We start from the raw sequence: 19,556 nt of genomic DNA, 5'->3' as shown, positions 1-19,556 counted from the left end.
CATTGTAGCATGAGGTACCATTGCTGTAAACTATGATAATGATAGTTTATAGGTCTTTGCTATGAATCACTGACAGCACTATAATGAGTGTCGTTAGGAGGAGACCTACTATGGAAGAAACAAATACAATGCATCACGTACATCAAAAAATGTTTAAAATCGACATGCTGCACGGTTCACTCTGGGATAAAATCCCTCTCTTTGCCTTGCCTGTAGCAGCCACGGTCATTTTGGAACAACTTTTTCTGGCAGCTGATTTGGCCGTTGTCGGTCATTTCAGCGGTGCCGCCAATACGATTGCCGTCGCCGGCATTGGGGCTAATATCCCCATTATCGGCTTAATTCTAAACCTTTTTATCGGATTGGCTCTTGGTGTCAACGTCGTCATCGCCAATGCCATCGGCCGTAAGGACAGACTGACCGTAACCCATACGGTACATACGGCCGTCGTCATGGGCCTGGTCATCGGCGTCGCCGTGGCCATCATCGGAGAAGTCGTGGCGGCACCGCTTCTCGGTTCTCTCAATGTCCCCGATGACGTCTTGCCGTCGGCAGTGCTCTTTTTACGAATTTATCTCTTGGGACTGCCGGTCATCATGCTGTACAATTTTGAATCGTCTATCTTTCGCAGCGTCGGCGATACGCGCATGCCTTTAAAGGTCCTCGTCGTATCGGGACTGGTAAATGTAATCCTCAGTCTGTTTTTTGTTGCCGTCCTCGATTTGCATGTCGCCGGTGCCGCCTTGGCTACGGTGATGGCCAACGCTGTCAGTGCCGGCGTCTTGTTCCGCCTGTTGATGCGGCCCCACCGTTACATTCAGCTGAAGGTCAACGATATCGGCATTCATTGGGACTGCGTCCGTTCGGTTATCGCCATCGGTCTTCCGGCAGGCGTTCAAAGCGGCGTATTTACCTTAGCCAACATCGTTATCCAGGCCGCTATCAACAGCTTGGGGACGAATGCCATCGCTGCTTCGGCTGCAGCCTTTAACCTTGAAATGATTACGTATGATCTGCTTAATTCCTTCAGCCAGGCCTGCACGACCTTTGTCGGGCAGAACTATGGTGCCGGTCAGCTTGACCGCTGCCGCCGCATTTTTAAGATTGCCCTCTTCGAAGACATCATCGCTTCTGTCGCCGCCGTTTTCCTGATTTTCTCGTTCGGCCCCTTTCTGTTATCCCTCTTTTCGCCGGATCCGGCCGTCATTGAACTGGGCATGCTGCGCTTGAAGATGGTCTTCTTTGCCTATGTATTCACTGTTTTATATGAAAATATGTCCGGTTATATGCGAGGTTTTGGTATTTCTTTGCTGCCGGCAGCCGTTACGACTGTCAGCATCTGCGGAAGTCGTCTCTTTTGGATTTTTGTCGTCTTTCCGCTGCACCGCGAATTCTACTGGATCATGATGGCCTATCCGGTCAGCCTGGCCATCACCGCCGTCTGCATTTTTGCCCTGCTCTTATGGTATCGTCCGCCCCATCGCTTAGGACATGGGACGGAAAAACTGGCTTATGAAGGCTGAGTAGAACCGATATGAGCTATTCATGATGGTGAGAAATGAAAATACCTACGTAAAGCTTATAGAAAAGACGCGTAAGACGAATTGTTATTATGCGTCTTTTTCTTGTAGGATAAGAATGTAAGCTGTCATTCATGACAAGGGACTTTAATATAAAGCTTGAGTTTTTTGCAAATACGGAATAGCCGGCGGATTACTTTAGAATCCGGTGCCGTTAAGTACGGGCTTTCTTCGTCGAAGGAGTGATATGGTTGAGCTGCTTATTTTCGGAGGGGAGACGATTCTACGCTGCGTAGGTAGTATTATTGCCCCTTTTATTTTAAGATAATCATAGTAACGGAAAGAGGTGTAATGTATGAATTATATATCAGGAACGATGTTGAAAGAACTGCGTGAAAAAAGGAATCTCACGCAAAAAGAATTAGCTGAGAAACTGCGTATCAGCGACAAGACGATTTCGAAATGGGAGACCGGGAAGGGCCTGCCGGATATTACCTTGGTAGCCCCCTTAGCGGAAGCTCTCGGTATTTCGGTGGCAGAACTCTTTGCCGGTGAATATGCCGTCAATGATAACCGCTCGGCCAATGTGAAAAAACTTAAGTTTTACGCCTGTCCCATTTGCGGCAATATCATTACCACCTTCGGCGAAGGCGATTATAATTGCTGCGGCGTCAAATTGCCGGTCCTTACGGTGGAAGACGCTTCTTCAGCTCATCAAATCAACTATGACATGATCGAACATGAGTTCTTCGTCCATATCGACCATCCCATGACTAAGGAGCACTATATTTCCTTTATGGCCTATGTAACGGCCGACCGCTATACCCTGGTCAAGCTCTATCCTGAACAGGATGCGCAGTGCCGATTCATGAGTCGGGGCCATGGCTTTATCTATGCCTACTGCAATCGCGACGGCTTGTTTAAGATACATGTCTAGTGAATTTGTTTTTTCTGTCCTTGACCTCCTGAGGATTAGCTCTAAAAAGTTAACCCTAAGGAGGCCTTTGTTTAGGCAAATTTGTACGTATATTTACGACTCTGCGTTATTTGTGTTATGATAAAAGCAATAAAAGTTATGATACGTATTTGTTTTTATCATGGAGGTAACGATGAGTAAACTGGATTTATTTAAAGAGCATCTGGATGAAAGAGAATATCGCTATCGTGAGGTCACCGATAAGGAGGGCGTGACGCGGGGGTTTATTGCTCAACACGAGATTAAAGACAATCAGTTACTTACGGTGGTTTTTGAATTCCCAGAGGAAGAAAATTTTGTAGACGTGAGAATTTTTGATATCGCCAAGATAGAAGATTCTTCAAAACGAGAAAATTTATTGGAATTGATTAATGAACTCAATCTAAAGTATCGATTTGGCAAGTTTTTCGTCAGAGATACAGGCGATGTTGTCATGCAGTGGTCATTGTTTATTAAGGATCACTTTGATCCCGCATTTCTTCTGGATATGACTTTTATACTCGTAGGCAATGTAGGCGAAGAGTATCCTAAGTTTATGAAACTTCAATGGACATAAAGATAACATGCCCTTCTGAATAGGAAGTTCATATTCAATCTATTGTTCCATCGAGACAGATTGTTTTAGATGACTGTCTCATTAAATTGGTTTTACCATTCTTGCCCGTCTCCTGAGCGGGACGGAAGAACGATATGCCCAGGCCAAAGAGGCCCTGCAGTATATCTTCGATCATATTTGTAAGTAAAAATGGGATTTATCATACCTGTTGAATTGACAAAGAGGGCACGACGGAGCTTTGGGCTTAGGTCGTGCCCTCTCTGTTTTTAACGGCTTTTCTTGAAGATTCGGTAAGGCCCTGCTCCTACGGGCAGGCGTTCTTTGTCATATAAAGTATATATATGATATAATAAAATAAATCTAACATATATACAAAAGATGGCCGATGTGAGTCTGTCGGTTGGAGGGAGCAAGGATTATGAAGAAGAAGTGCAGTTGTTGCGGGAAGAAAAAGAAGGTTGTCCGTTTTGATGGGAAGGTGTGGTGCAAGTCCTGCATTTGGCACGAACTGAAAGAACGCAGTGCTGCGGACGTGAAAACGGACACCGTCGAAGAAGTGAAAGAGCCCGACACCATGGAAAACAGGACTGCCGCCGAGGAACTGCAGGACATGAAGGAAGCTGTAAAGGGATTGGCTACCAAGCAGAATCTGATTAAAGCGGGCACTTGTGCCGTCGGTGTTTTTGTCGTCGGCATGATTGCCGTCCATTTTGGCGCTGACCAGATGGTCTATCGTTGGCTGAATCCTTGGGCACCGTTCTAAATTGAACGCCGGTCATCGTGAGATGGTCGGCATTTTTTTTGCCAGAAAATAGGGAGGAGCGTATTTCTTTATAGGAATAAAAAAAGTCCCACCATGGTCCGCAGTGCGTTTCCGCCTTATGCGTGGTGGGCTCTATCGACTATAGTGTATCAAACTTTAAGAAAAAAACAAGGGGCATAGACGTATAGGAACCGCGTCAGCTTGATTCGGACAAGTCGGGATTCTTTTGATGTAATTTAAATAGTGAGTAGCCATAAAAAATGACCTCCCGGAGTTCGTCTTTCAAAACGGACGTTAGGAGATCATTCTTTTTATGTTAAGGCTGCACGTTAAGCCTGTTTTTTGATGCGGCAGGCGACGCAGTAGATGACGGCGCACAAGCCGAGATAGGCCAGGATGCCGAGGTAAGTAGCGCCCGGAGTGGTGACCCAGTCTTTTAAGAACCAGTCGACGCCGCCGATATGGAGGACGGCGCTGATAAGGCTGCCGATGGCACCGCCGGCAACGAAGCCCGAGGCGATGGTGCTGCCTTCACTGAGACGGAGTTCATTTAAGGCTTCGTCTTTACTGCTGTGGGAGACGAAGTACGATACCAAGCCGCCGATGAGGACCGGCGTGTTGATTTCCATGGGAAGGTACGCGCCGAGGGCGAAGGCCAACGGCGGAACTTTCATCATCCACAAGATGAAGGCGAAGAAGGCGCCGGCCATGTAGAGCGGCCAGGGAGCGGCACCGCCGTCCATCATCGGTTTGACGATGGCCGCCATGGCATTGGCCTGAGGAGCGGCTAAGGCGCCGGGGCCGGTGTAGCCGTAGGCGTGGTTCAAGAGGAAGATGACACCGACAGAGACGAAGCTGGTGACGATGATGGAGACGATTTGCCACTGCTGCATCTTCTTCGGCGTAGCGCCCGTGAGGTAGGCGACTTTCAGTTCCGACATGAAGTTGCCGGCAACGGCCAAGGTGGCGCAGAGGAAGGCGGCCATCATGAGGATGGCGATGATGCCGGAACTGCCGCTCATGCCGGCGTTGCCCATGAGGACGGCCGATACGATGATCATAAAGATGGTCATGCCCGAGACCGGTTCATTCCCCGTAAAGGCGATGGAACTGATGCCGACGACGGAGAGCATGAAGGAAAAGATGATGATGATGACACCGGCCAGAAGGGTCTGGGTGATGTTCTGGGAGCAGGTGACATGGAAGAAGAGGATGAATAAGGCGTCCATGGCCAGGGTCCCGGTGACGATCTGGCTCATGGGCATATCCTGCTGGGTACGGAGAAGATCCGTTGCCGAAGAGCCCTTCGATGAGAACATATCCACGGCAGCTCTTTTCATGACCCGGCCGACGACGCCCGACATGGAGATGAGGCCGATGATGCCGGCCATGGCCAGCATGCCGATGCCGATGTGGCGGACGTACTGGGAGAAGACGTCGTCAATGGAGGCATTGGCCAAGAGAACGGACTGGCCGCCAATGGTCATGACGTGGTCACCGCCGAGATAGTAGACGACAGGGATACAGACGAACCACGAGAAGAAGGAACCGGCGGCAATGATGGCGGCGTAGCGAAGGCCCGTGAAGTAGCCGATGCCGAGGAGGGCTGCGTCGTTATCGAGGCTGAAAGCCAATTTGTATTTATCGGCTGCCGCCTGGCCCCAGGAAAAGGTCAGGGTCGACAAGACTTCCTGCCACCAACCGAGGCTGTTGAGGACGAAGTCGTAGGCCATGGCCAAGAGTCCGCTGAAGACCATGACTTTAGCCTTGGATCCTTCGTTGCAGCTCAAGACTTCAGCAGCGGCCCGACCCGACGGGAAGGGGTAGGCTGCGTCCATTTCTTCGCAGAAATAGCGGCGGAAGGTCGTGGCCAAGAGGACTCCGAGAACGCCGCCGAGGACGATGGGAATGACCATTTCGGCAAAGGATAATTGACTGTCAAGCTGCAGGATGAAAAGGGCCGGCAGGATAAACATGACGCCGCCGATGATGTTGGTACCGGCACTGGCAATGGCCTGGATGTGGACCGTTTCCGGGAAGGCGTTTTTGCGCTTGAAGAGAACGGCCATGCCCATAGCCAGGACCGAGACCGGGGCGAAGGCGTCGACGGTCTGGCCGATTTTCAGACACAGATAGCCGACGGCTAAGGCGAAGAGGGCGGCGAAAAAGAGCCCCCAGCCGACGACGTAGGCGTTGATTTCAACATAGTTTCTGTCCGGCGCCATGGGCGGGGCATAGTGTCGTCCGTCGGAATTTGGTGAAGACATAAGAAAGACCTCCTAAAAGTATAAAGTTTCATTGGCAAATCAAACGATTAACCCATTATAGACTCTTTAATTTTAGAAGAACGACGCTGGTCTGTCAACGATGGCTTTACGAGAATTTTACGGATAAAATTATATAATTAAAAACAATTCTTAATTGATAAATTTTTAATTATAGAGTATAATAGTGGACATAAGAGAGTCGCAATATGCGAATGCACTATTCTTACAGTCCTTATAAAGGAGGTTCTTCTATGAATATTGTAGTTTTAGTAAAGCAAGTTCCGGCAGTTTCTGAAATCGAAATTGCGCAAGATAATAACCTGGTCCGTGTCGGTGCTCCGTCGATGTTAAATCCCGTTGACAAGCATGCCATCGAAGCAGCGATTGCAGTCAAAGACGCAGTGGGCGGCACGGTTACCCTTATCACCATGGGCACGGCTCAGGCCGCGGAAGTCATGCGTGACGGCATCGCAGTCGGTGCTGATAAAGGCGTTCTCGTATCCGATGAACGCATGGCCGGGTCCGATACCTTAGCTACGGGCCTGATTTTAGCAAAGGCTATTGAAAAGATCGGCGACGTCGACCTGGTATTCACGGGCAAACGTTCGACCGATGGCGATACGGGCCAGATTCCTCCGGCCGTTGCTCAGTATTTGAACATCTCTCTCGTTTCCTATGCTGATTCCATCAATGTCGAAGGCTCGACGATTACGGCAACCCGCGCCAATCACGGCGGCGTTGAAACGGTTCAGGCCCAGTTACCGGCCGTCGTTTCGGTTACGGATAAGAGCAATACGCCGCGTTCTCCGAAAATCCGCGGTAAGATGGCTGCCAAAAAGGCTGTCTTCGATGTATGGCGTATCGAAGACTTGGGCCTCGATGCAGCAAGTGTTGGCAAATCCGGTTCGGCAACGAAAGTTACGGAAATGTTCGCGCCGGAACCGAATCCCGTCGGTATCATGGTCGAAGGGAATACCCCGGCGGACCTTGCGGCTAATCTCGTTAAAGATCTGACTGCCAAGAACTTACTGTAAGGAGGGCTCTGAACATGGAATTAAAAAACAACATCAGCGTATATATTGAAGTTGCCGGCAGTGCCTTGAGCACGCTGAGCATTGAATTGTTGGGCAAGGCTCGTCAGCTGGCTGACAAAAAGGGCGAACAAGTCGTCGCGTATATCGTCGGTGCCGATACGAGCAAAGCGGCTGAAGAAGCGATTTCCTATGGTGCAGACGCTGTCGTCGCCGTAGAAGATCCGGTACTCGAAGGTTATGACTCGGCCTTGTATACGAAGGCCATTGCAGCTTTGGTCGAAAAATACGCACCGAGCGTCATCCTCATCGGCGGTTCTCCCAACGGCCGTGACCTCGGCGGCCGCCTGTCGGCTAAATTGAAGGTCGGCCTCGTTGCCGATTGCATCGACGTCCTCCACGAAGGTGATGACGATACGCTTACTTGGATTCGTCCGGCCTTCACGGGTAAACTCCTGGTTAAGATTCAGACGACGACTCGCCCGCAGCTCGGAACGGTCAGCGATAAAATCTTCCACGGTGTCCCGGCTGATCCGTCCCGCAAGGGTGACGTCATCAAAGAAAAAGTCGATTTCAGCGGAGATGTTCCGACCATTAAAGTAACTAACTTTGAAGCCGTCGAAAACGCAGCTGAAAGCCTGTCTATTGAATCGGCTGATATCGTCGTCGGCGCCGGCCGCGGCGTTCAGAACGAAGAAGGCATGAAAGCTGTCGAAGCTTTTGCTCAGCGTATCGGGGCTGCCTTCGGCGTTTCCAAACCCCTCGTCGATAACGAATGGGCTCCCCATGATTTGCAGATCGGGATTACGGGCAAGAAGATTGCGCCGAAAATCTACATCGCCATGGGTATTTCCGGTGCTATCCAGCATAAATTGGGCGTTCAGGATGCTGAATTGATCATTGCCGTCAATAAAGATCCCGATGCTCCGATTTTCGAATTCGCCCACTACGGCATCGTTGGCGATCTCTTTGAAGTCATGCCGGAATTGGAAAAACAAATTGCCAAGATCAAAGGATAAAAACCTGGCTGTGAGCCTTTCGTTCAGGTCATAGCAGGCTGTATAAAAGAGCTTTTCTACAATGTCGTATTGTGGAAAAGCTCTTTTTTGCGTTTTCAAGGTTTTTTAGGGGCTGTTATGCCGAAGAGGAAGATTCTTTATGTTATAATAGGCATAATGAACACTGTGTAATAAACGGGTAGGAGGTTTTTCTATGGATTCTTTTGCAGCCCGCGAGGCTTGTCAGGAGGGCCGATACAATGACGTCATCGCCATGTATGACAAGGCTGCCCCCGACGGCTCTTGGACGAACTGGGATTATTATTACTATGCCTATGCCCTGCGCAAGGTCAAAAATTACGCTAAAGGGCGGGAAATTGCCCGGGCCGGCATCATCGCCTTTCCGGAGTTTACCAATCTTCACGGCATCTACTGCTGGTGCCTTTACTATTTATACATCCAAAAATTCGATGAACGGCTCCATACCTTCGAAGACTTTCGCCGCGCCGTCGACGCCATCTTAAAGTACAGTCAACAAGGTCCGTACACGCCGTATACCTTAGCCGTATGGCGGATGGTCGAAGTCTTAAAGACAAAACCGCCTTCTATGGCGAATATGGCCGGTGACTATTTGCGCCGTCTCGATCCGGATCTCTTGTCCGATGAAGAAAAAAAGGTGACCCTTCGCGGACGGGAACAGGTTATCGCCTCCGAACGAGAACGCTGGTATGCCCTCATGAGCCGGACCCTCATCAAGGAAGAAAAGTACGATGACTGCATTCGTCTTTGCCGAATGGCCTTGGGAATCTTTCCAGAACTGCACCACGACAACGACATTTGGTTTTCTTACCGCATCGGCCTCTGTGAGCTGCGGTTGGGACAGATCGAGGACGCCCGGCAGCGGTTTGAAGAGTTATTAAAGTATAAGCAACACTGGATCGTCTATCGCGGCCTCTTTTTTGCGGCCCAAGCCAATGGCGACAGTGAGGCCATGCGCCGCTATGGAGCATCGGCCATGGCCGCTCCCGGCGAGCTTAAGGCTAAGGTCAACTTCCTCGTCCAGTTGGCAGGAGCCTTGGAAAATATGGGCAGTTACGATAAAGAGGCTTATGAACATTATCTCTTGGCGAAACTCATCCGGACCGAACAAAATTGGAAAATTTCGCCCCAGCTCATCGCCAAGGTCGACAGTTATGATTATTCCCCGGCGGATCGGCCGGAACTGCTTCGTCGCCTGCAGTCCTTCTGGATGGCGGAAAAGCATGCCGGTGAGGAACAGCATACGGGGACTATCGATAAGATCCTTCCCGGCGGCAAGGCCGGTTTCATCCGGGAATACGGCGGCGGTCAGTATTATTTCCGTACAGCCTCCCTGTATCGGGTCCGAGCGCAAGAAGGGGAGAAGGTCACTTTTTATGTCGAAGACTTTTTCGATATAAACAAGAAAAAACCGGCCCGTCGCGCCGTGGACATCGAGCCTGTTTTGCTATATCATAAGAAATGAAATTACCAGAGAAAGCGAGTGGCCCTTATGATCTTATCAGGCAAGGAAATTGTCAAACATTTAGGTAAAGAAATTATCATCGAACCCTTTCATCCCGAACGGGTCAATCCCAATAGCTATAATCTGTCTCTTCATAACGAACTGATGATTTACGACCATGCCGAATTGGACATGGCTAAGCCCAATCCGGCGTCGACGATTCATATTCCGGAATCGGGCTATGTCCTCCAGCCTAATACGCTCTACTTGGGCCGGACTAATGAATACACCCGGACCGACGGCTACATCCCCATGCTGGAAGGTCGGTCGTCTGTCGGTCGTCTCGGCGTATTCATCCACGTTACGGCCGGTTTTGGCGACGTCGGTTTTGCCGGTTACTGGACCCTTGAAATCTTTTGTGTTCAGCCCATACGGATTTACCCCAATGTCGAAATCTGCCAGATTTACTATCACGATATCGATGGGGAGTACGACAAGTATACCCACGGAAAATATCAGAACAATACGGGCATTCAGCCGAGCATGCTTTGGAAAGACTTTGAAAAGCTGAAAAAATAGGAGAGGTATGACCATGAGAGAAATCGATATTCAGGAACTGTTGTCGAAAGAAACGTTCTGCTTGGGAAGTGCTGAAGACCGAAAAGGTGGTACCGGCTGCACGGTCCTTGTCTTCCCTGAAAGCGCACCCTGTGCCGTCGACGTCCGCGGCGGTGGTCCGGCCAGTCGGGAATCGGAGCTGCTAAGTCCCATGGCGGCAGCGTCGGGCATCCATGCCATCCTCTTAAGCGGCGGCAGTGCTTTCGGCCTCAATTCGGCCACGGGGGTTATGACCTGTTTGGAAGAACAGGGCATCGGCTTTGAAACGCGGATCGCCAAAGTCCCTTTAGTCGTCGCTTCGTGTATCTTTGACCTCGGATGCGGAGACGATGTCCGTCCCGATGCGGCCATGGGCTATACCGCTTGTGATGCGGCCTTTAAAGGCGACTTCCGTGAGGGCTGTTACGGTGCCGGTACGGGGGCTACGGTCGGAAAGCTCTGCGGCCCGGACTATATGATGAAATCCGGTGTCGGTGCCTATGCCGTTTCCGTCGGAGACCTCAAGGTTTGTGCCATCGTCGTCGTCAACGCTGTCGGCGACGTCCTCGGCGAATCGGGGGAAATCCTCTCCGGCATGAGAAGCCGTGACGGCAAAGGATTTGCCGATACGCGGCGGGTCATGCTCGAAGAAGCAGGAATCACACCGACCCTCTTTTCGCAGCGAGCCGTCGGTACGACGACCAATACGACCATCGGTGCTGTCGTGACCAACGGCCGCTTTGACAAGGCTCAGCTGAAAAAAATAGCCGCCCTCGGCAGCAACGGCATGGTCCGCACGATTCGACCGGTCAATACGACGGCCGACGGCGATTCCCTGTATGCAGCCAGCATCGGCACCGTTTCAGCCGAAATCAGTTTGACCGGAACCCTGGCAGCTTACGCCGTCGAACAGGCGGTCCGCCGTGCCGTTTTGCAGGCTGAACCGATGTACGGCATCCCCGCTTCCCTCGATTGAAGTCTGCGAAAGGACTTGGGGAGGCACTGTTTCAGCGCATCGTAATTTTTGTTATCCTAAAAGGCAGTTCAGTACAGCTGTACATTTTCTATCAGGTGGTGTTTTGCAATGTATGATTATGTCATCGTCGGCAGCGGTCTCTTTGGCGTCGTCTTTGCCCATGAAATGAAAAAAGCCGGGCGCAAGTGCCTGGTCCTGGAACGGCGAGCGCACGTCGGTGGTAACGTCTACTGCGAAGAAAAAGAGGGGATCCGCATCCATCGCTACGGGGCCCATATCTTCCATACGTCGAATAAAAAAGTTTGGAACTATGTCAACCAGTTCGTCGAGTTTAATCATTACGTCAATTCGCCGGTTGCCAATTACAAAGGCGAGCTCTACAACCTGCCTTTTAATATGAATACCTTTGCCAAGATGTGGGGCATCGTCACGCCGGCGGAAGCGGCCGCCAAGATCGAAGAACAGCGTCAAAAGGCCCATATTACGGAACCGAAAAATTTAGAAGAACAGGCCATTTCCCTCATCGGCACCGATATTTATACGAAACTTATCAAGGGCTATACGGAAAAGCAGTGGGGACGGAATTGCACCGACCTCCCGGCCTTTATCATCAAGCGCCTGCCCGTCCGCTATACTTTTGACAACAACTACTTTGACGACAGCTATCAAGGGATTCCTATCGGCGGTTACAATGGCCTCGTCGACGCCCTGTTAGAGGGAATCGAAGTGCGGACCGGCATCGATTACAATAAAGAACGGTCGTCTTATCTCGATATTGCCCGCAAGGTCGTGTATACGGGCCCTATCGATGAATATTTCGGCTACCGACTGGGCTGTTTGGAATACCGGGGCCTTCGCTTTGAAACGGAACGCTTGGAAGAAGTCAATCATCAGGGCGTAGCCGTCATGAATTATACCGACCGGGAGACGCCGTATACGCGAGTCATCGAACACAAGCACTTTGAATTCGGAACCCAACCGGTGACCTATATCACTCGGGAATACCCGTCGGAATGGCACCGTGGGGAAGAAGCCTATTATCCGGTCAACGATGACAAGAACCAGGCCCTCTACAAGCAGTACGCCCGGCTCGCCGGCCATGAACGGAACGTCATCTTTGGCGGTCGTTTGGCTGAATATAAGTATTACGATATGGACGACGTCATTGAGAGCGCTTTGACTGTCGCCGAAAAGGAGATTTGAACAGATGCAGAAAAAAGTTCGCAAAGCCGTCATTCCGGCGGCCGGCTACGGCACGCGGTTTTTACCGGTGACCAAGGCTATCCCTAAGGAAATGATTCCTATCGTCGATAAACCGGTCATCCAGTATATCGTCGAAGAAGCCCTGCAAAGCGGCATTGAAGAAATTTTAATCATCACCGGCCACGGAAAACGGGCCATTGAAGACCACTTCGATACCAATATCGACCTCGAACTGCAGCTGCGCCAGCAGGGAAAGACCCGCCTCTTACGGATGGTACAGGATATTTCCAGTATCAACGTCCACTATATCCGGCAAAAGCATATGCGCGGTCTCGGCGACGCCATTCGTTGTGCCGAATCCTTTATCGATAATGAACCTTTTGCCGTCCTCTTAGGCGACGATATCGTCTATGAACCGGAGCGGCCGGCTCTGCGTCAGATGATCGAGGCCTTCAGCGAAGTCGGTTCGACCCTCCTCGGCTGCCAGGAAGTACCTCTCGACCAGGTATCGCGTTACGGCATCGTCCACGGGATGCCGACGAAAGACGAACGCATCGTGCGGCTCATCGATATGATTGAAAAACCGTCTGTCGAAGAAGCGCCGAGCCGCTTGGCGGCCCTCGGACGCTATATCCTGACGCCGGATATCTTTGAAATCCTGCGCCGCGTCCAGCCCGGGAAGAACGGTGAAATCCAGCTTACCGATGCCCTGCGCCTCATGGCTGACCGCGAAGGCGTCTATGCCTATACCTTTACGGGAACCAGTTATGATGCCGGCAATAAGCTTGGCTTTTTGAAGGCCACTGTCGAATACGCCCTGCGTCGTGACGACTTGGGCCATGATTTCAAGGCTTATCTGAAGGACTTGTTGAAAGGATAACCGTCTCTTTCTTACGCCGCTCTTTGAAGAAACTTTTCATAAGGGCGGCGCATTCTTCCGCACGGACCCCGGCTGTGACGACGGCGGCGTGATTGAGACTGTCGCTGTCGATGAGGTGAAAGAGGGAACGGGCTGCCCCGGCCTTGGGGTCGTCGCAGCCGTAGACGACCCGGTCCAGGCGGCTGTTTACGATGGCGCCGGCACACATGGGGCACGGCTCGACCGTGACGTATAGGGTACAGCCTGTCAGGCGCCAGCGATTCAGTGCGCGACAGGCTTTTTCAATGGCCAACAGTTCGGCGTGAGCCGTGGCACAGGGAAGGGATTCCCGCAGGTTATAGGCTCGGGCGATGACCTTTTTCTGATAGACAATGACGGCGCCGATGGGTATTTCTCCGACGGCATAGGCGGTCTTGGCTTCGGCGAGGGCCTTGCCCATATAAAATTCATCTTTAGTCATGATGATCTCCTTAGTAATTAACATGGTTCATTTATCATATCACGAAAGAGAGGGAAGGGGAATTCCTATGGATGCGATTTGGTGGCATATTTTTGACTTATTGGGGACGACGGCCTTTGCCGTATCCGGCGTTTTTGCAGCCCTTTCCCGGCGCATGGATCTGTTCGGCATCTTCGTCCTCAGCGCAGCGACGGCTGTCGGCGGCGGCATCGTCCGTGACATCCTCATCGGCAATATTCCTCCGGCGGCCTTTAAAAACAGCATTTACCTATGGATTATATTAGGTTCCATCGTTATCGTCACCTTGACTGTCCGCTACTTCAATATCCACATGTGGCGCCGCTTTATGGGTCATCTGTCGGCCATCTACCTCTTGTGTGATGCCATTGGCCTGGGTTCCTTTACCGTAACCGGGACCCTTCTCGGCTGTTATTATTATCCTGATTACTGGATTTTAGATATTACCCTCGGTGTCCTCACGGCCGTCGGCGGCGGCGTCATCCGCGACGTCTTGGCCGGACGGATTCCGGTCGTCCTGCGGACTGAAGTCTATGCTACGGCGTCGCTCCTCGGCAGTGTCCTCTTGTACGGCGCCGTCATTCCCTTTGAAGTGCCTTTTGAAGTGGGGGCCATCGTCAGTTTTTCGGTTACCGTTGCCATCCGGTTGGTTGCCATTCGCTTCCACCTCAATGTGCCCCGCATCCGCCGTAAGAAGCAAGGTTCTTCTTTTTAGAGGGCAGATGTGCTATAATAAAAAATACTTGTTTTTTCTTACGATAGGAGGATAATGTGAATCTGTTACAGAAGGCAGTCAGCATGGCCGTCGTATCCCTGTTCCTGTGTGCTACGCCGTCGACACTGGCTAAGACGATTTTATACGTACCGCAGGACGACCGGCCTGTAGATTACGAATATACGGTCAGTACGGCAGAATCGGCAGGCTATACGATTTTGACGCCGCCCGCACAGTATCTGTCGGGCATGAATTTCCACGGTTCGCCGGACCGGCTCATGTCTTGGGTAGAGAATAACGCGAATAAAGCCGATGCCATGGTCCTGTCCATTGATTCTTTAGTCTACGGCGGTCTCGTCGATTCCCGGAAGCACAACCTTCCCATGTCGACCCTCTTGACGCGCCTTGAAAGAGTAGAAGCCCTGCACAAGGCCAATACCAAAGTGCCCCTCTACGTATTCAGCACGGTCATGCGCAGTCCCTGGGCCGGCGGCAAGGGCGTTGAACCGGACTACTACCTGACCATGGGCTCCGATATCTATCAATTAGCCTCTCTTCAGGCCAAGATGGATGAAGAAGGGCTCAATCCCCAGGAACGGAACGATTGGTTCGCTATCATGCGACGCATTCCCATGGAATACCTGCAGGATTGGTACAATCGGCGCCGCAAGAATATGAGCATCAATTATCGGCTCATCGACGATGCTCGAAAGGGCGTCTTTACCTACTATAGCCTGGGCCACGACGACAACTCGGTCAGCACCCAGTCTTCTTTGGAATCGAAGTATCTCGAAATGGCCGGCCAAGGCATTCCTAAGACATCCTTCGGTTCCTTCCCCGGCGCCGACCAGTTGGGATTGCTGCTCATTACGAGAGCCAGCAACGACTTCAATAATTATCATCCGAAAATTTCGGTCATCTACCCCTTGGGCGGGGGAGAAAAGACGGTCCCCCGCTATGACGGACAGGCCATTGGCAAGACTATTGCCTCTCACGTCGAAGCCATTGGCGGCACGATTGTCGACAATGAACGGCCGGATCTCCTGCTCGCCGTCAATACGCCGCTGACTACAACGACGACGGAATCGGCAAATTTTGAAAACTTCCCGATCATGCTCCAGTCGACGAAAGACTTCCTGAACCAGATTGAAAAGGCGGTCAACCTCAATATCCCGGTTAGCCTCGTCGATATGGCCTTTTCCAACGGCTCGGATAACACCTTGGTCTACGGCCTCTACCAGGACAAGATGATGTATCGCCTGGCAGCCTACAACGGCTGGAATACGGCCAGCAACTCCGTCGGCTACGGCCTTTCGCAGGGCGTCCTCGCCAAGTATATGACGCCCGCTGACCACCGCGACATGCTGACCACCCAGTATCTCGATAACTGGGCTTATCAGGCCAACGTCCGCGACTACGTATCCCGCATGGATCAAAAACTCGAAGCCCACACCATCACGCCGGTGTACGCTTCGCGGAACCAGGAACTGCAGAGCCTGGCCAAAACACAACTCCAGCGCTACGCATCGACGTACCTCGGCGTCGACCCGCGGACCATTGACGTCACCTTGCCTTGGCAGCGCCTGTTCGAAGTCTACGTCGACGTCAAAAAGACGCCGTCCGTATCCCTTGAAGCCGATGTGCGCCAAGGAAGCAATAACCAGCGCCTTCAGAACCTGGCCAATAACGTAGCCGCAGCCCAAGCTCAGCTCGATGCGGCCCAGACCGTCGATGAAGACGGCACCGTAGTTCCGCCGGATCCGGCCGTTCAGGCTCAGCTCCAGGCTGCCAAAGACGCCGCCCAGGCGCAGTACGATAAGGAACAGCAGGCCCAGGCCATGAGCCGCAGTGAAGAAAAGGCTCAGCAGAGCCGTACTTGGACTGCCGACCGTTAACCCGATAAAAAGGATTGATAAAGGAGAATATGGAAACAAACGATATGACCTCGAAGGAAATTAAAAACACAGCTCCCGTGCCATCCCCTAAGCCTCCGCGTAAGAGACTTAAAAAAATATTGACCGGGTGCTTCATCGCCGCGGCCGCCGTCGTGCTCTATGGCTTTTTCGGCCCGAACTTCCTCTTGCCCTATACCAGCGGCTATCTCCATGTTCGCAGTGACATGACGGCAGCCGACGTCGGCGATGCTTTGACAGATAAGGGCTATATTGCAAGTCCTTTATGGTTCCGCGCCGCGGCCATGGCGACCGGTCAGGCCGGCTCGATCCACGCCGGAGAATATACCTTTAACTCGCGAATGAGCGTCTTTACTATTTTACAGAAACTGGCCAGCGGCAAGTCTGAAGCTGACCGGCTCGTCGTGCCCGAAGGGTATACGGTATGGAATATTGCCAAAGCCGTCGCTGCCAACGGCCGTATCAGTGAAGCGGACTTTTTAAAGGCGGCTGCGTCGGACGCCCAGCTTTTTCCGTATATGAAGGGCAACCGGCAAGTGACCTTTGCCACGGAAGGCTTCTTATTTCCCGATACGTATTTCATCCCTTACGATGCGACAGCCGACGACGTCGTGGCCATGATGCTGAAGAATTTCGATAAGCATCTGACGCCGGCTATGAAAGAGCGCATTGCCAAGAAGAATATGTCCATCTACCAGTTCGTCACCTTGGCATCGCTCATCGAAAAGGAAGCTAAATTCGAACCGGATCGGCCCCTTATCGCTTCGGTCTTTGAAAACCGCCTGCGCATCGGCATGAAACTCCAGTCCGATGCCAGCATTGCCTACGCCATGGGCAACCACAAGGCGGAGTACAGCATCAGTGAGACCCAGTACGATTCGCCGTACAATACCTACGTCTATGAAGGCCTGCCGCCGGGACCGATCGGAAACCCCGGTCTTCCCAGTATGGAAGCTATCTTAGACGCGCCGGCGACGAATTATCTCTACTTCGTCGCCGATAAGGACGGGCATAACTACTTTGCCGCAACGTATGACGAACACATGAAGAATGTACAGGAGCATATGCCATGAGTCTGATTTGTGAGATGAAGGCTTATGCCGAAAGAGAAGGGCTTCCTATCCTCAGGGACAGTGAAGTCCCTCTTTTTGAACGTATCATAGCTAACCAACGGCCGGTGAAGGTCCTTGAAATCGGGACTTGCATCGGCTATTCGGCCCTTCGCATGGCGCCTTTTCTCGGCGACGGCGGTACGATTACGACCATCGAATTTGATGAAGGTCGTTGGCAAAAGGCACGGGACTTTATCGGCCGCTCTCCTTATAAGGGCGTCATTACGGCGCTCTTAGGGGACGGCACGGAACTTTCCGGAAGCCTCTCGGGGCCGTGGGACCTGGTTTTTCTCGACGGGCCCAAAGGACAGTATGTCCGCCAGCTTCGGCAGCTCATGCCGAAACTTTTACCCGGGGCCCTTATCATGGCCGACAACATCGGCTATCATGAGATGTTTTATATCGAAGGCACCTTGCCCCACAAACACCGGACGGCCATAAGCCGCCTGCGGGAATTTATGGTCCTTATCGAAGATCGGGCACATTTTGAAACGGTGTTTTTTGAAAATGGAGACGGCATGACCGTTTCACGATGGAAAGGATAAGATACATGGGAAAAATAGAATTGCTGGCTCCGGCCGGCAGTATGGATAAATTGAAAATGGCCTTCTTATACGGTGCTGACGCCGTCTACTTAGGCGGGAAATCCTTCGGCCTGCGGGCTTTCAGTGACAACTTTTCAAATGAAGAATTGAAAGAAGCCGTCGACTACGCCCATTCTTTGGGCAAGCGGATCCACGTCACGGTCAATATCTTTCCGCATAATGAAGATTTGGAAGGCCTTCCGGAATACCTCGTCTACCTTCGCGATATCGGCGTCGATGCCGTTCTCATCGCCGATCCGGGCATCTTTGCCTTAGCTCGCCAGATGGTACCGGATCTTCCGATTCACATTTCGACCCAGGGCAATACGACCAACTGGGCTTCGGTGAAATTTTGGGCCGACAATGGGGCGGCGCGAGTCGTCATGGCCCGCGAAGTCAGCCTGGCCGACGTCAAGACCATTCACGAAAAAGTGCCGCATGTCGAACTTGAAGGCTTCGTCCACGGTGCGATGTGTATTTCTTATTCCGGCCGCTGCCTGCTGAGCAATTACTTTACCCAGGGGGACCGCGATTCCAACCGCGGCGAATGCGTCCAGTGCTGTCGCTTTAAGTACAACGTCGTCGAAGAAAAACGGCCGGGTCAGTATTTTCCCGTCGTCGAAGATGAACGGGGGACTTACATTTTCAACTCGAAAGATCTGTGCATGCTGCCGTATCTGCCGGACCTCTACGACGCCGGCCTGTCGAGCCTCAAAATCGAAGGCCGCATGAAGAGTATCCATTACGTGGCAACGGTGACCAAGGTCTACCGCGAAGCCCTCGACGCCTATGAAGCCGATCCCGAACACTTCACGGTCCGCCCGGAATGGCTCGATGAATTGGAAAAAATCTCCCACCGGCCTTATACCCGCGGCTTCTCCGTATCGCGGCCGACGGAGGCCGACCAGGTCTACAGTGAATCGAGCAATACCCAGACCCACGACTTCATCGGCTTGGTCCGCTCCTATGATGCCGAAAAGGGGATTGCCTGGATTGAACAGCGGAACCACTTCAAAGTCGGTCAGACCGTCGAGTTTTTGCAGCCCAAAGGCCATTTAGTCACCTGCACCATCGGCTCCATCATCAATGAAGACGGGGAAGCCCTCGATGCCGCCCGCCATCCGCGGCAGCTCGTGGGGGTGGCCATTTCCGAGCCCCTTGAAGCCTTTTCCATGATGCGCCGTCAGGTAGAAGACCATGCTTGATGCCGATTGGGTCTACTTTCGCGTGGCGCCGACGGACATGACCTTCGTCAACCGCATTATCGAAGGCTGCGGCTACCTCGGCGTCGTCACCGCCCTCGATGGAAAGGCGGGGATCGGCTTCGTCCGGACGACGGCCGATACGGCAGGGGAGACACGCGACGTTTTAAAAGACCTTCCCATTCCTGTCGAGATCCTGTCCTTTGAACAGGTCCTGAAAAGAACGAATCAGACGAATGAAAAAGGCTGATAAACGTAAGGTATTTTTTTAGTAAAATTTATAGTTATACGTTTATCCGATT

19 protein-coding genes are annotated in these 19,556 nt (G+C 52.0%); 17 read left to right on the top strand and 2 right to left on the bottom strand.

The features are described 5' to 3' along the window. The first annotated feature begins 110 nt into the window (after window positions 1–110). From TX77_RS06735 to TX77_RS06720, 4 genes are all read left to right on the top strand, one after another. A complete protein-coding gene (locus TX77_RS06735; RefSeq protein WP_044504009.1) occupies window positions 111–1,523 on the top strand; it encodes an MATE family efflux transporter in 1,413 nt (470 codons plus the stop codon). A gap of 352 nt (window positions 1,524–1,875) precedes the next feature. Next, window positions 1,876–2,457 carry a helix-turn-helix domain-containing protein gene (locus TX77_RS06730; RefSeq protein WP_044504008.1) on the top strand — a complete coding sequence of 194 codons (582 nt, stop codon included), beginning with the start codon at window positions 1,876–1,878 and terminating at the stop codon, window positions 2,455–2,457. 172 nt (window positions 2,458–2,629) lie between these two features. Continuing rightward, window positions 2,630–3,052 (top strand): YbjN domain-containing protein, encoded by a 423-nt coding sequence (locus tag TX77_RS06725; RefSeq protein ID WP_044504007.1) that lies wholly within the window; start codon window positions 2,630–2,632, stop codon window positions 3,050–3,052. Window positions 3,053–3,470: 418 nt separating this feature from the next. Further along, the gene (locus TX77_RS06720; protein ID WP_044504006.1) at window positions 3,471–3,815 is read left to right on the top strand and encodes a hypothetical protein; all 345 of its coding nucleotides are present in this window, start codon (window positions 3,471–3,473) and stop codon (window positions 3,813–3,815) included. 329 nt (window positions 3,816–4,144) lie between these two features. Here TX77_RS06720 and TX77_RS06715 read toward each other — a convergent pair whose 3' ends face one another. After that, a complete protein-coding gene (locus TX77_RS06715) occupies window positions 4,145–6,082 on the bottom strand; it encodes an OPT family oligopeptide transporter (RefSeq protein WP_044504005.1) in 1,938 nt (645 codons plus the stop codon). Between the two features lie 251 nt (window positions 6,083–6,333). On the opposite strand from TX77_RS06715, the gene TX77_RS06710 reads away from it, so the two are divergent. The 7 genes from TX77_RS06710 (at window position 6,334) to galU (ending at window position 13,250) form a co-directional block, all read left to right on the top strand. Beyond that, window positions 6,334–7,116 carry an electron transfer flavoprotein subunit beta/FixA family protein gene (locus TX77_RS06710; protein ID WP_044504004.1) on the top strand — a complete coding sequence of 261 codons (783 nt, stop codon included), beginning with the start codon at window positions 6,334–6,336 and terminating at the stop codon, window positions 7,114–7,116. A 14-nt stretch (window positions 7,117–7,130) separates the two neighbouring features. Beyond that, entirely contained in the window at window positions 7,131–8,132 is a 1,002-nt protein-coding gene (locus TX77_RS06705) for an electron transfer flavoprotein subunit alpha/FixB family protein (RefSeq protein WP_044504003.1), read from the top strand. Between the two features lie 193 nt (window positions 8,133–8,325). Further along, on the top strand, window positions 8,326–9,615 hold the full coding sequence (locus TX77_RS06700) for a tetratricopeptide repeat protein (protein WP_044504002.1): 1,290 nt from the start codon (window positions 8,326–8,328) through the stop codon (window positions 9,613–9,615). 27 nt (window positions 9,616–9,642) lie between these two features. Further along, window positions 9,643–10,173 carry a dCTP deaminase gene (gene dcd, locus TX77_RS06695; protein WP_044504001.1) on the top strand — a complete coding sequence of 177 codons (531 nt, stop codon included), beginning with the start codon at window positions 9,643–9,645 and terminating at the stop codon, window positions 10,171–10,173. Between the two features lie 13 nt (window positions 10,174–10,186). Further along, complete coding sequence (locus TX77_RS06690; RefSeq protein WP_044504000.1) at window positions 10,187–11,167, top strand: P1 family peptidase; 981 nt, start codon at window positions 10,187–10,189, stop codon at window positions 11,165–11,167. 108 nt (window positions 11,168–11,275) lie between these two features. Further along, complete coding sequence (gene glf, locus TX77_RS06685) at window positions 11,276–12,370, top strand: UDP-galactopyranose mutase (protein WP_044503999.1); 1,095 nt, start codon at window positions 11,276–11,278, stop codon at window positions 12,368–12,370. Window positions 12,371–12,374: 4 nt separating this feature from the next. Next, a complete protein-coding gene (gene galU / locus TX77_RS06680) occupies window positions 12,375–13,250 on the top strand; it encodes a UTP--glucose-1-phosphate uridylyltransferase GalU (protein ID WP_044503998.1) in 876 nt (291 codons plus the stop codon). Here galU and tadA read toward each other — a convergent pair. Further along, complete coding sequence (gene tadA, locus TX77_RS06675) at window positions 13,216–13,710, bottom strand: tRNA adenosine(34) deaminase TadA (RefSeq protein ID WP_044503997.1); 495 nt, start codon at window positions 13,708–13,710, stop codon at window positions 13,216–13,218. The genes galU and tadA overlap by 35 nt on opposite strands. A 67-nt stretch (window positions 13,711–13,777) precedes the next feature. Between tadA and TX77_RS06670 the strand changes: the two genes are divergently transcribed. The 6 genes from TX77_RS06670 to TX77_RS06645 are packed head-to-tail and all read left to right on the top strand — an operon-like array spanning window position 13,778 to window position 19,504. After that, window positions 13,778–14,443, top strand: coding sequence for a trimeric intracellular cation channel family protein (locus TX77_RS06670; RefSeq protein WP_044503996.1), 666 nt, complete (start codon window positions 13,778–13,780; stop codon window positions 14,441–14,443). 56 nt (window positions 14,444–14,499) lie between these two features. Continuing rightward, a complete protein-coding gene (locus tag TX77_RS06665) occupies window positions 14,500–16,338 on the top strand; it encodes a DUF4127 family protein (RefSeq protein WP_044503995.1) in 1,839 nt (612 codons plus the stop codon). Between the two features lie 29 nt (window positions 16,339–16,367). Then, entirely contained in the window at window positions 16,368–17,429 is a 1,062-nt protein-coding gene (gene mltG, locus TX77_RS06660) for an endolytic transglycosylase MltG (RefSeq protein ID WP_044503994.1), read from the top strand. After that, on the top strand, window positions 17,426–18,013 hold the full coding sequence (locus tag TX77_RS06655) for an O-methyltransferase (protein ID WP_044503993.1): 588 nt from the start codon (window positions 17,426–17,428) through the stop codon (window positions 18,011–18,013). Before mltG ends, TX77_RS06655 begins: the two co-directional genes overlap by 4 nt. A 5-nt stretch (window positions 18,014–18,018) precedes the next feature. Continuing rightward, window positions 18,019–19,257 carry a peptidase U32 family protein gene (locus TX77_RS06650; RefSeq protein WP_044503992.1) on the top strand — a complete coding sequence of 413 codons (1,239 nt, stop codon included), beginning with the start codon at window positions 18,019–18,021 and terminating at the stop codon, window positions 19,255–19,257. Beyond that, window positions 19,250–19,504: a DUF4911 domain-containing protein gene (locus TX77_RS06645; RefSeq protein WP_044503991.1), complete on the top strand. Its 255-nt coding sequence runs from the start codon at window positions 19,250–19,252 to the stop codon at window positions 19,502–19,504. The genes TX77_RS06650 and TX77_RS06645 overlap by 8 nt, the downstream gene beginning before the upstream one ends. The last annotated feature ends 52 nt before the right edge of the window (window positions 19,505–19,556 follow it).

The sequence above is a fragment of the Megasphaera massiliensis genome (assembly GCF_000455225.1).
GTDB classification, from domain to species: Bacteria; Bacillota; Negativicutes; order Veillonellales; family Megasphaeraceae; genus Megasphaera; species Megasphaera massiliensis.
The sequence above is the reverse complement of the archived record's forward strand: the minus strand, read 5'-3'. Positions and strand labels throughout refer to the sequence as shown.

Coding starts and splice junctions, on each gene's coding strand:
- TX77_RS06725 (WP_044504007.1), top strand. CDS start 2,630: ATGAGTAAACTGGATTTATTTAAAGAGCATCTGGATGAAAGAGAATAT.
- TX77_RS06650 (WP_044503992.1), top strand. CDS start 18,019: ATGGGAAAAATAGAATTGCTGGCTCCGGCCGGCAGTATGGATAAATTG.
- galU (WP_044503998.1), top strand. CDS start 12,375: ATGCAGAAAAAAGTTCGCAAAGCCGTCATTCCGGCGGCCGGCTACGGC.
- tadA (WP_044503997.1), bottom strand. CDS start 13,710: ATGACTAAAGATGAATTTTATATGGGCAAGGCCCTCGCCGAAGCCAAG.
- TX77_RS06705 (WP_044504003.1), top strand. CDS start 7,131: ATGGAATTAAAAAACAACATCAGCGTATATATTGAAGTTGCCGGCAGT.
- TX77_RS06700 (WP_044504002.1), top strand. CDS start 8,326: ATGGATTCTTTTGCAGCCCGCGAGGCTTGTCAGGAGGGCCGATACAAT.
- TX77_RS06655 (WP_044503993.1), top strand. CDS start 17,426: ATGAGTCTGATTTGTGAGATGAAGGCTTATGCCGAAAGAGAAGGGCTT.
- TX77_RS06715 (WP_044504005.1), bottom strand. CDS start 6,082: ATGTCTTCACCAAATTCCGACGGACGACACTATGCCCCGCCCATGGCG.
- glf (WP_044503999.1), top strand. CDS start 11,276: ATGTATGATTATGTCATCGTCGGCAGCGGTCTCTTTGGCGTCGTCTTT.
- TX77_RS06645 (WP_044503991.1), top strand. CDS start 19,250: ATGCTTGATGCCGATTGGGTCTACTTTCGCGTGGCGCCGACGGACATG.
- TX77_RS06735 (WP_044504009.1), top strand. CDS start 111: ATGGAAGAAACAAATACAATGCATCACGTACATCAAAAAATGTTTAAA.
- TX77_RS06670 (WP_044503996.1), top strand. CDS start 13,778: ATGGATGCGATTTGGTGGCATATTTTTGACTTATTGGGGACGACGGCC.
- TX77_RS06710 (WP_044504004.1), top strand. CDS start 6,334: ATGAATATTGTAGTTTTAGTAAAGCAAGTTCCGGCAGTTTCTGAAATC.
- dcd (WP_044504001.1), top strand. CDS start 9,643: ATGATCTTATCAGGCAAGGAAATTGTCAAACATTTAGGTAAAGAAATT.
- TX77_RS06720 (WP_044504006.1), top strand. CDS start 3,471: ATGAAGAAGAAGTGCAGTTGTTGCGGGAAGAAAAAGAAGGTTGTCCGT.
- TX77_RS06690 (WP_044504000.1), top strand. CDS start 10,187: ATGAGAGAAATCGATATTCAGGAACTGTTGTCGAAAGAAACGTTCTGC.
- mltG (WP_044503994.1), top strand. CDS start 16,368: ATGGAAACAAACGATATGACCTCGAAGGAAATTAAAAACACAGCTCCC.
- TX77_RS06730 (WP_044504008.1), top strand. CDS start 1,876: ATGAATTATATATCAGGAACGATGTTGAAAGAACTGCGTGAAAAAAGG.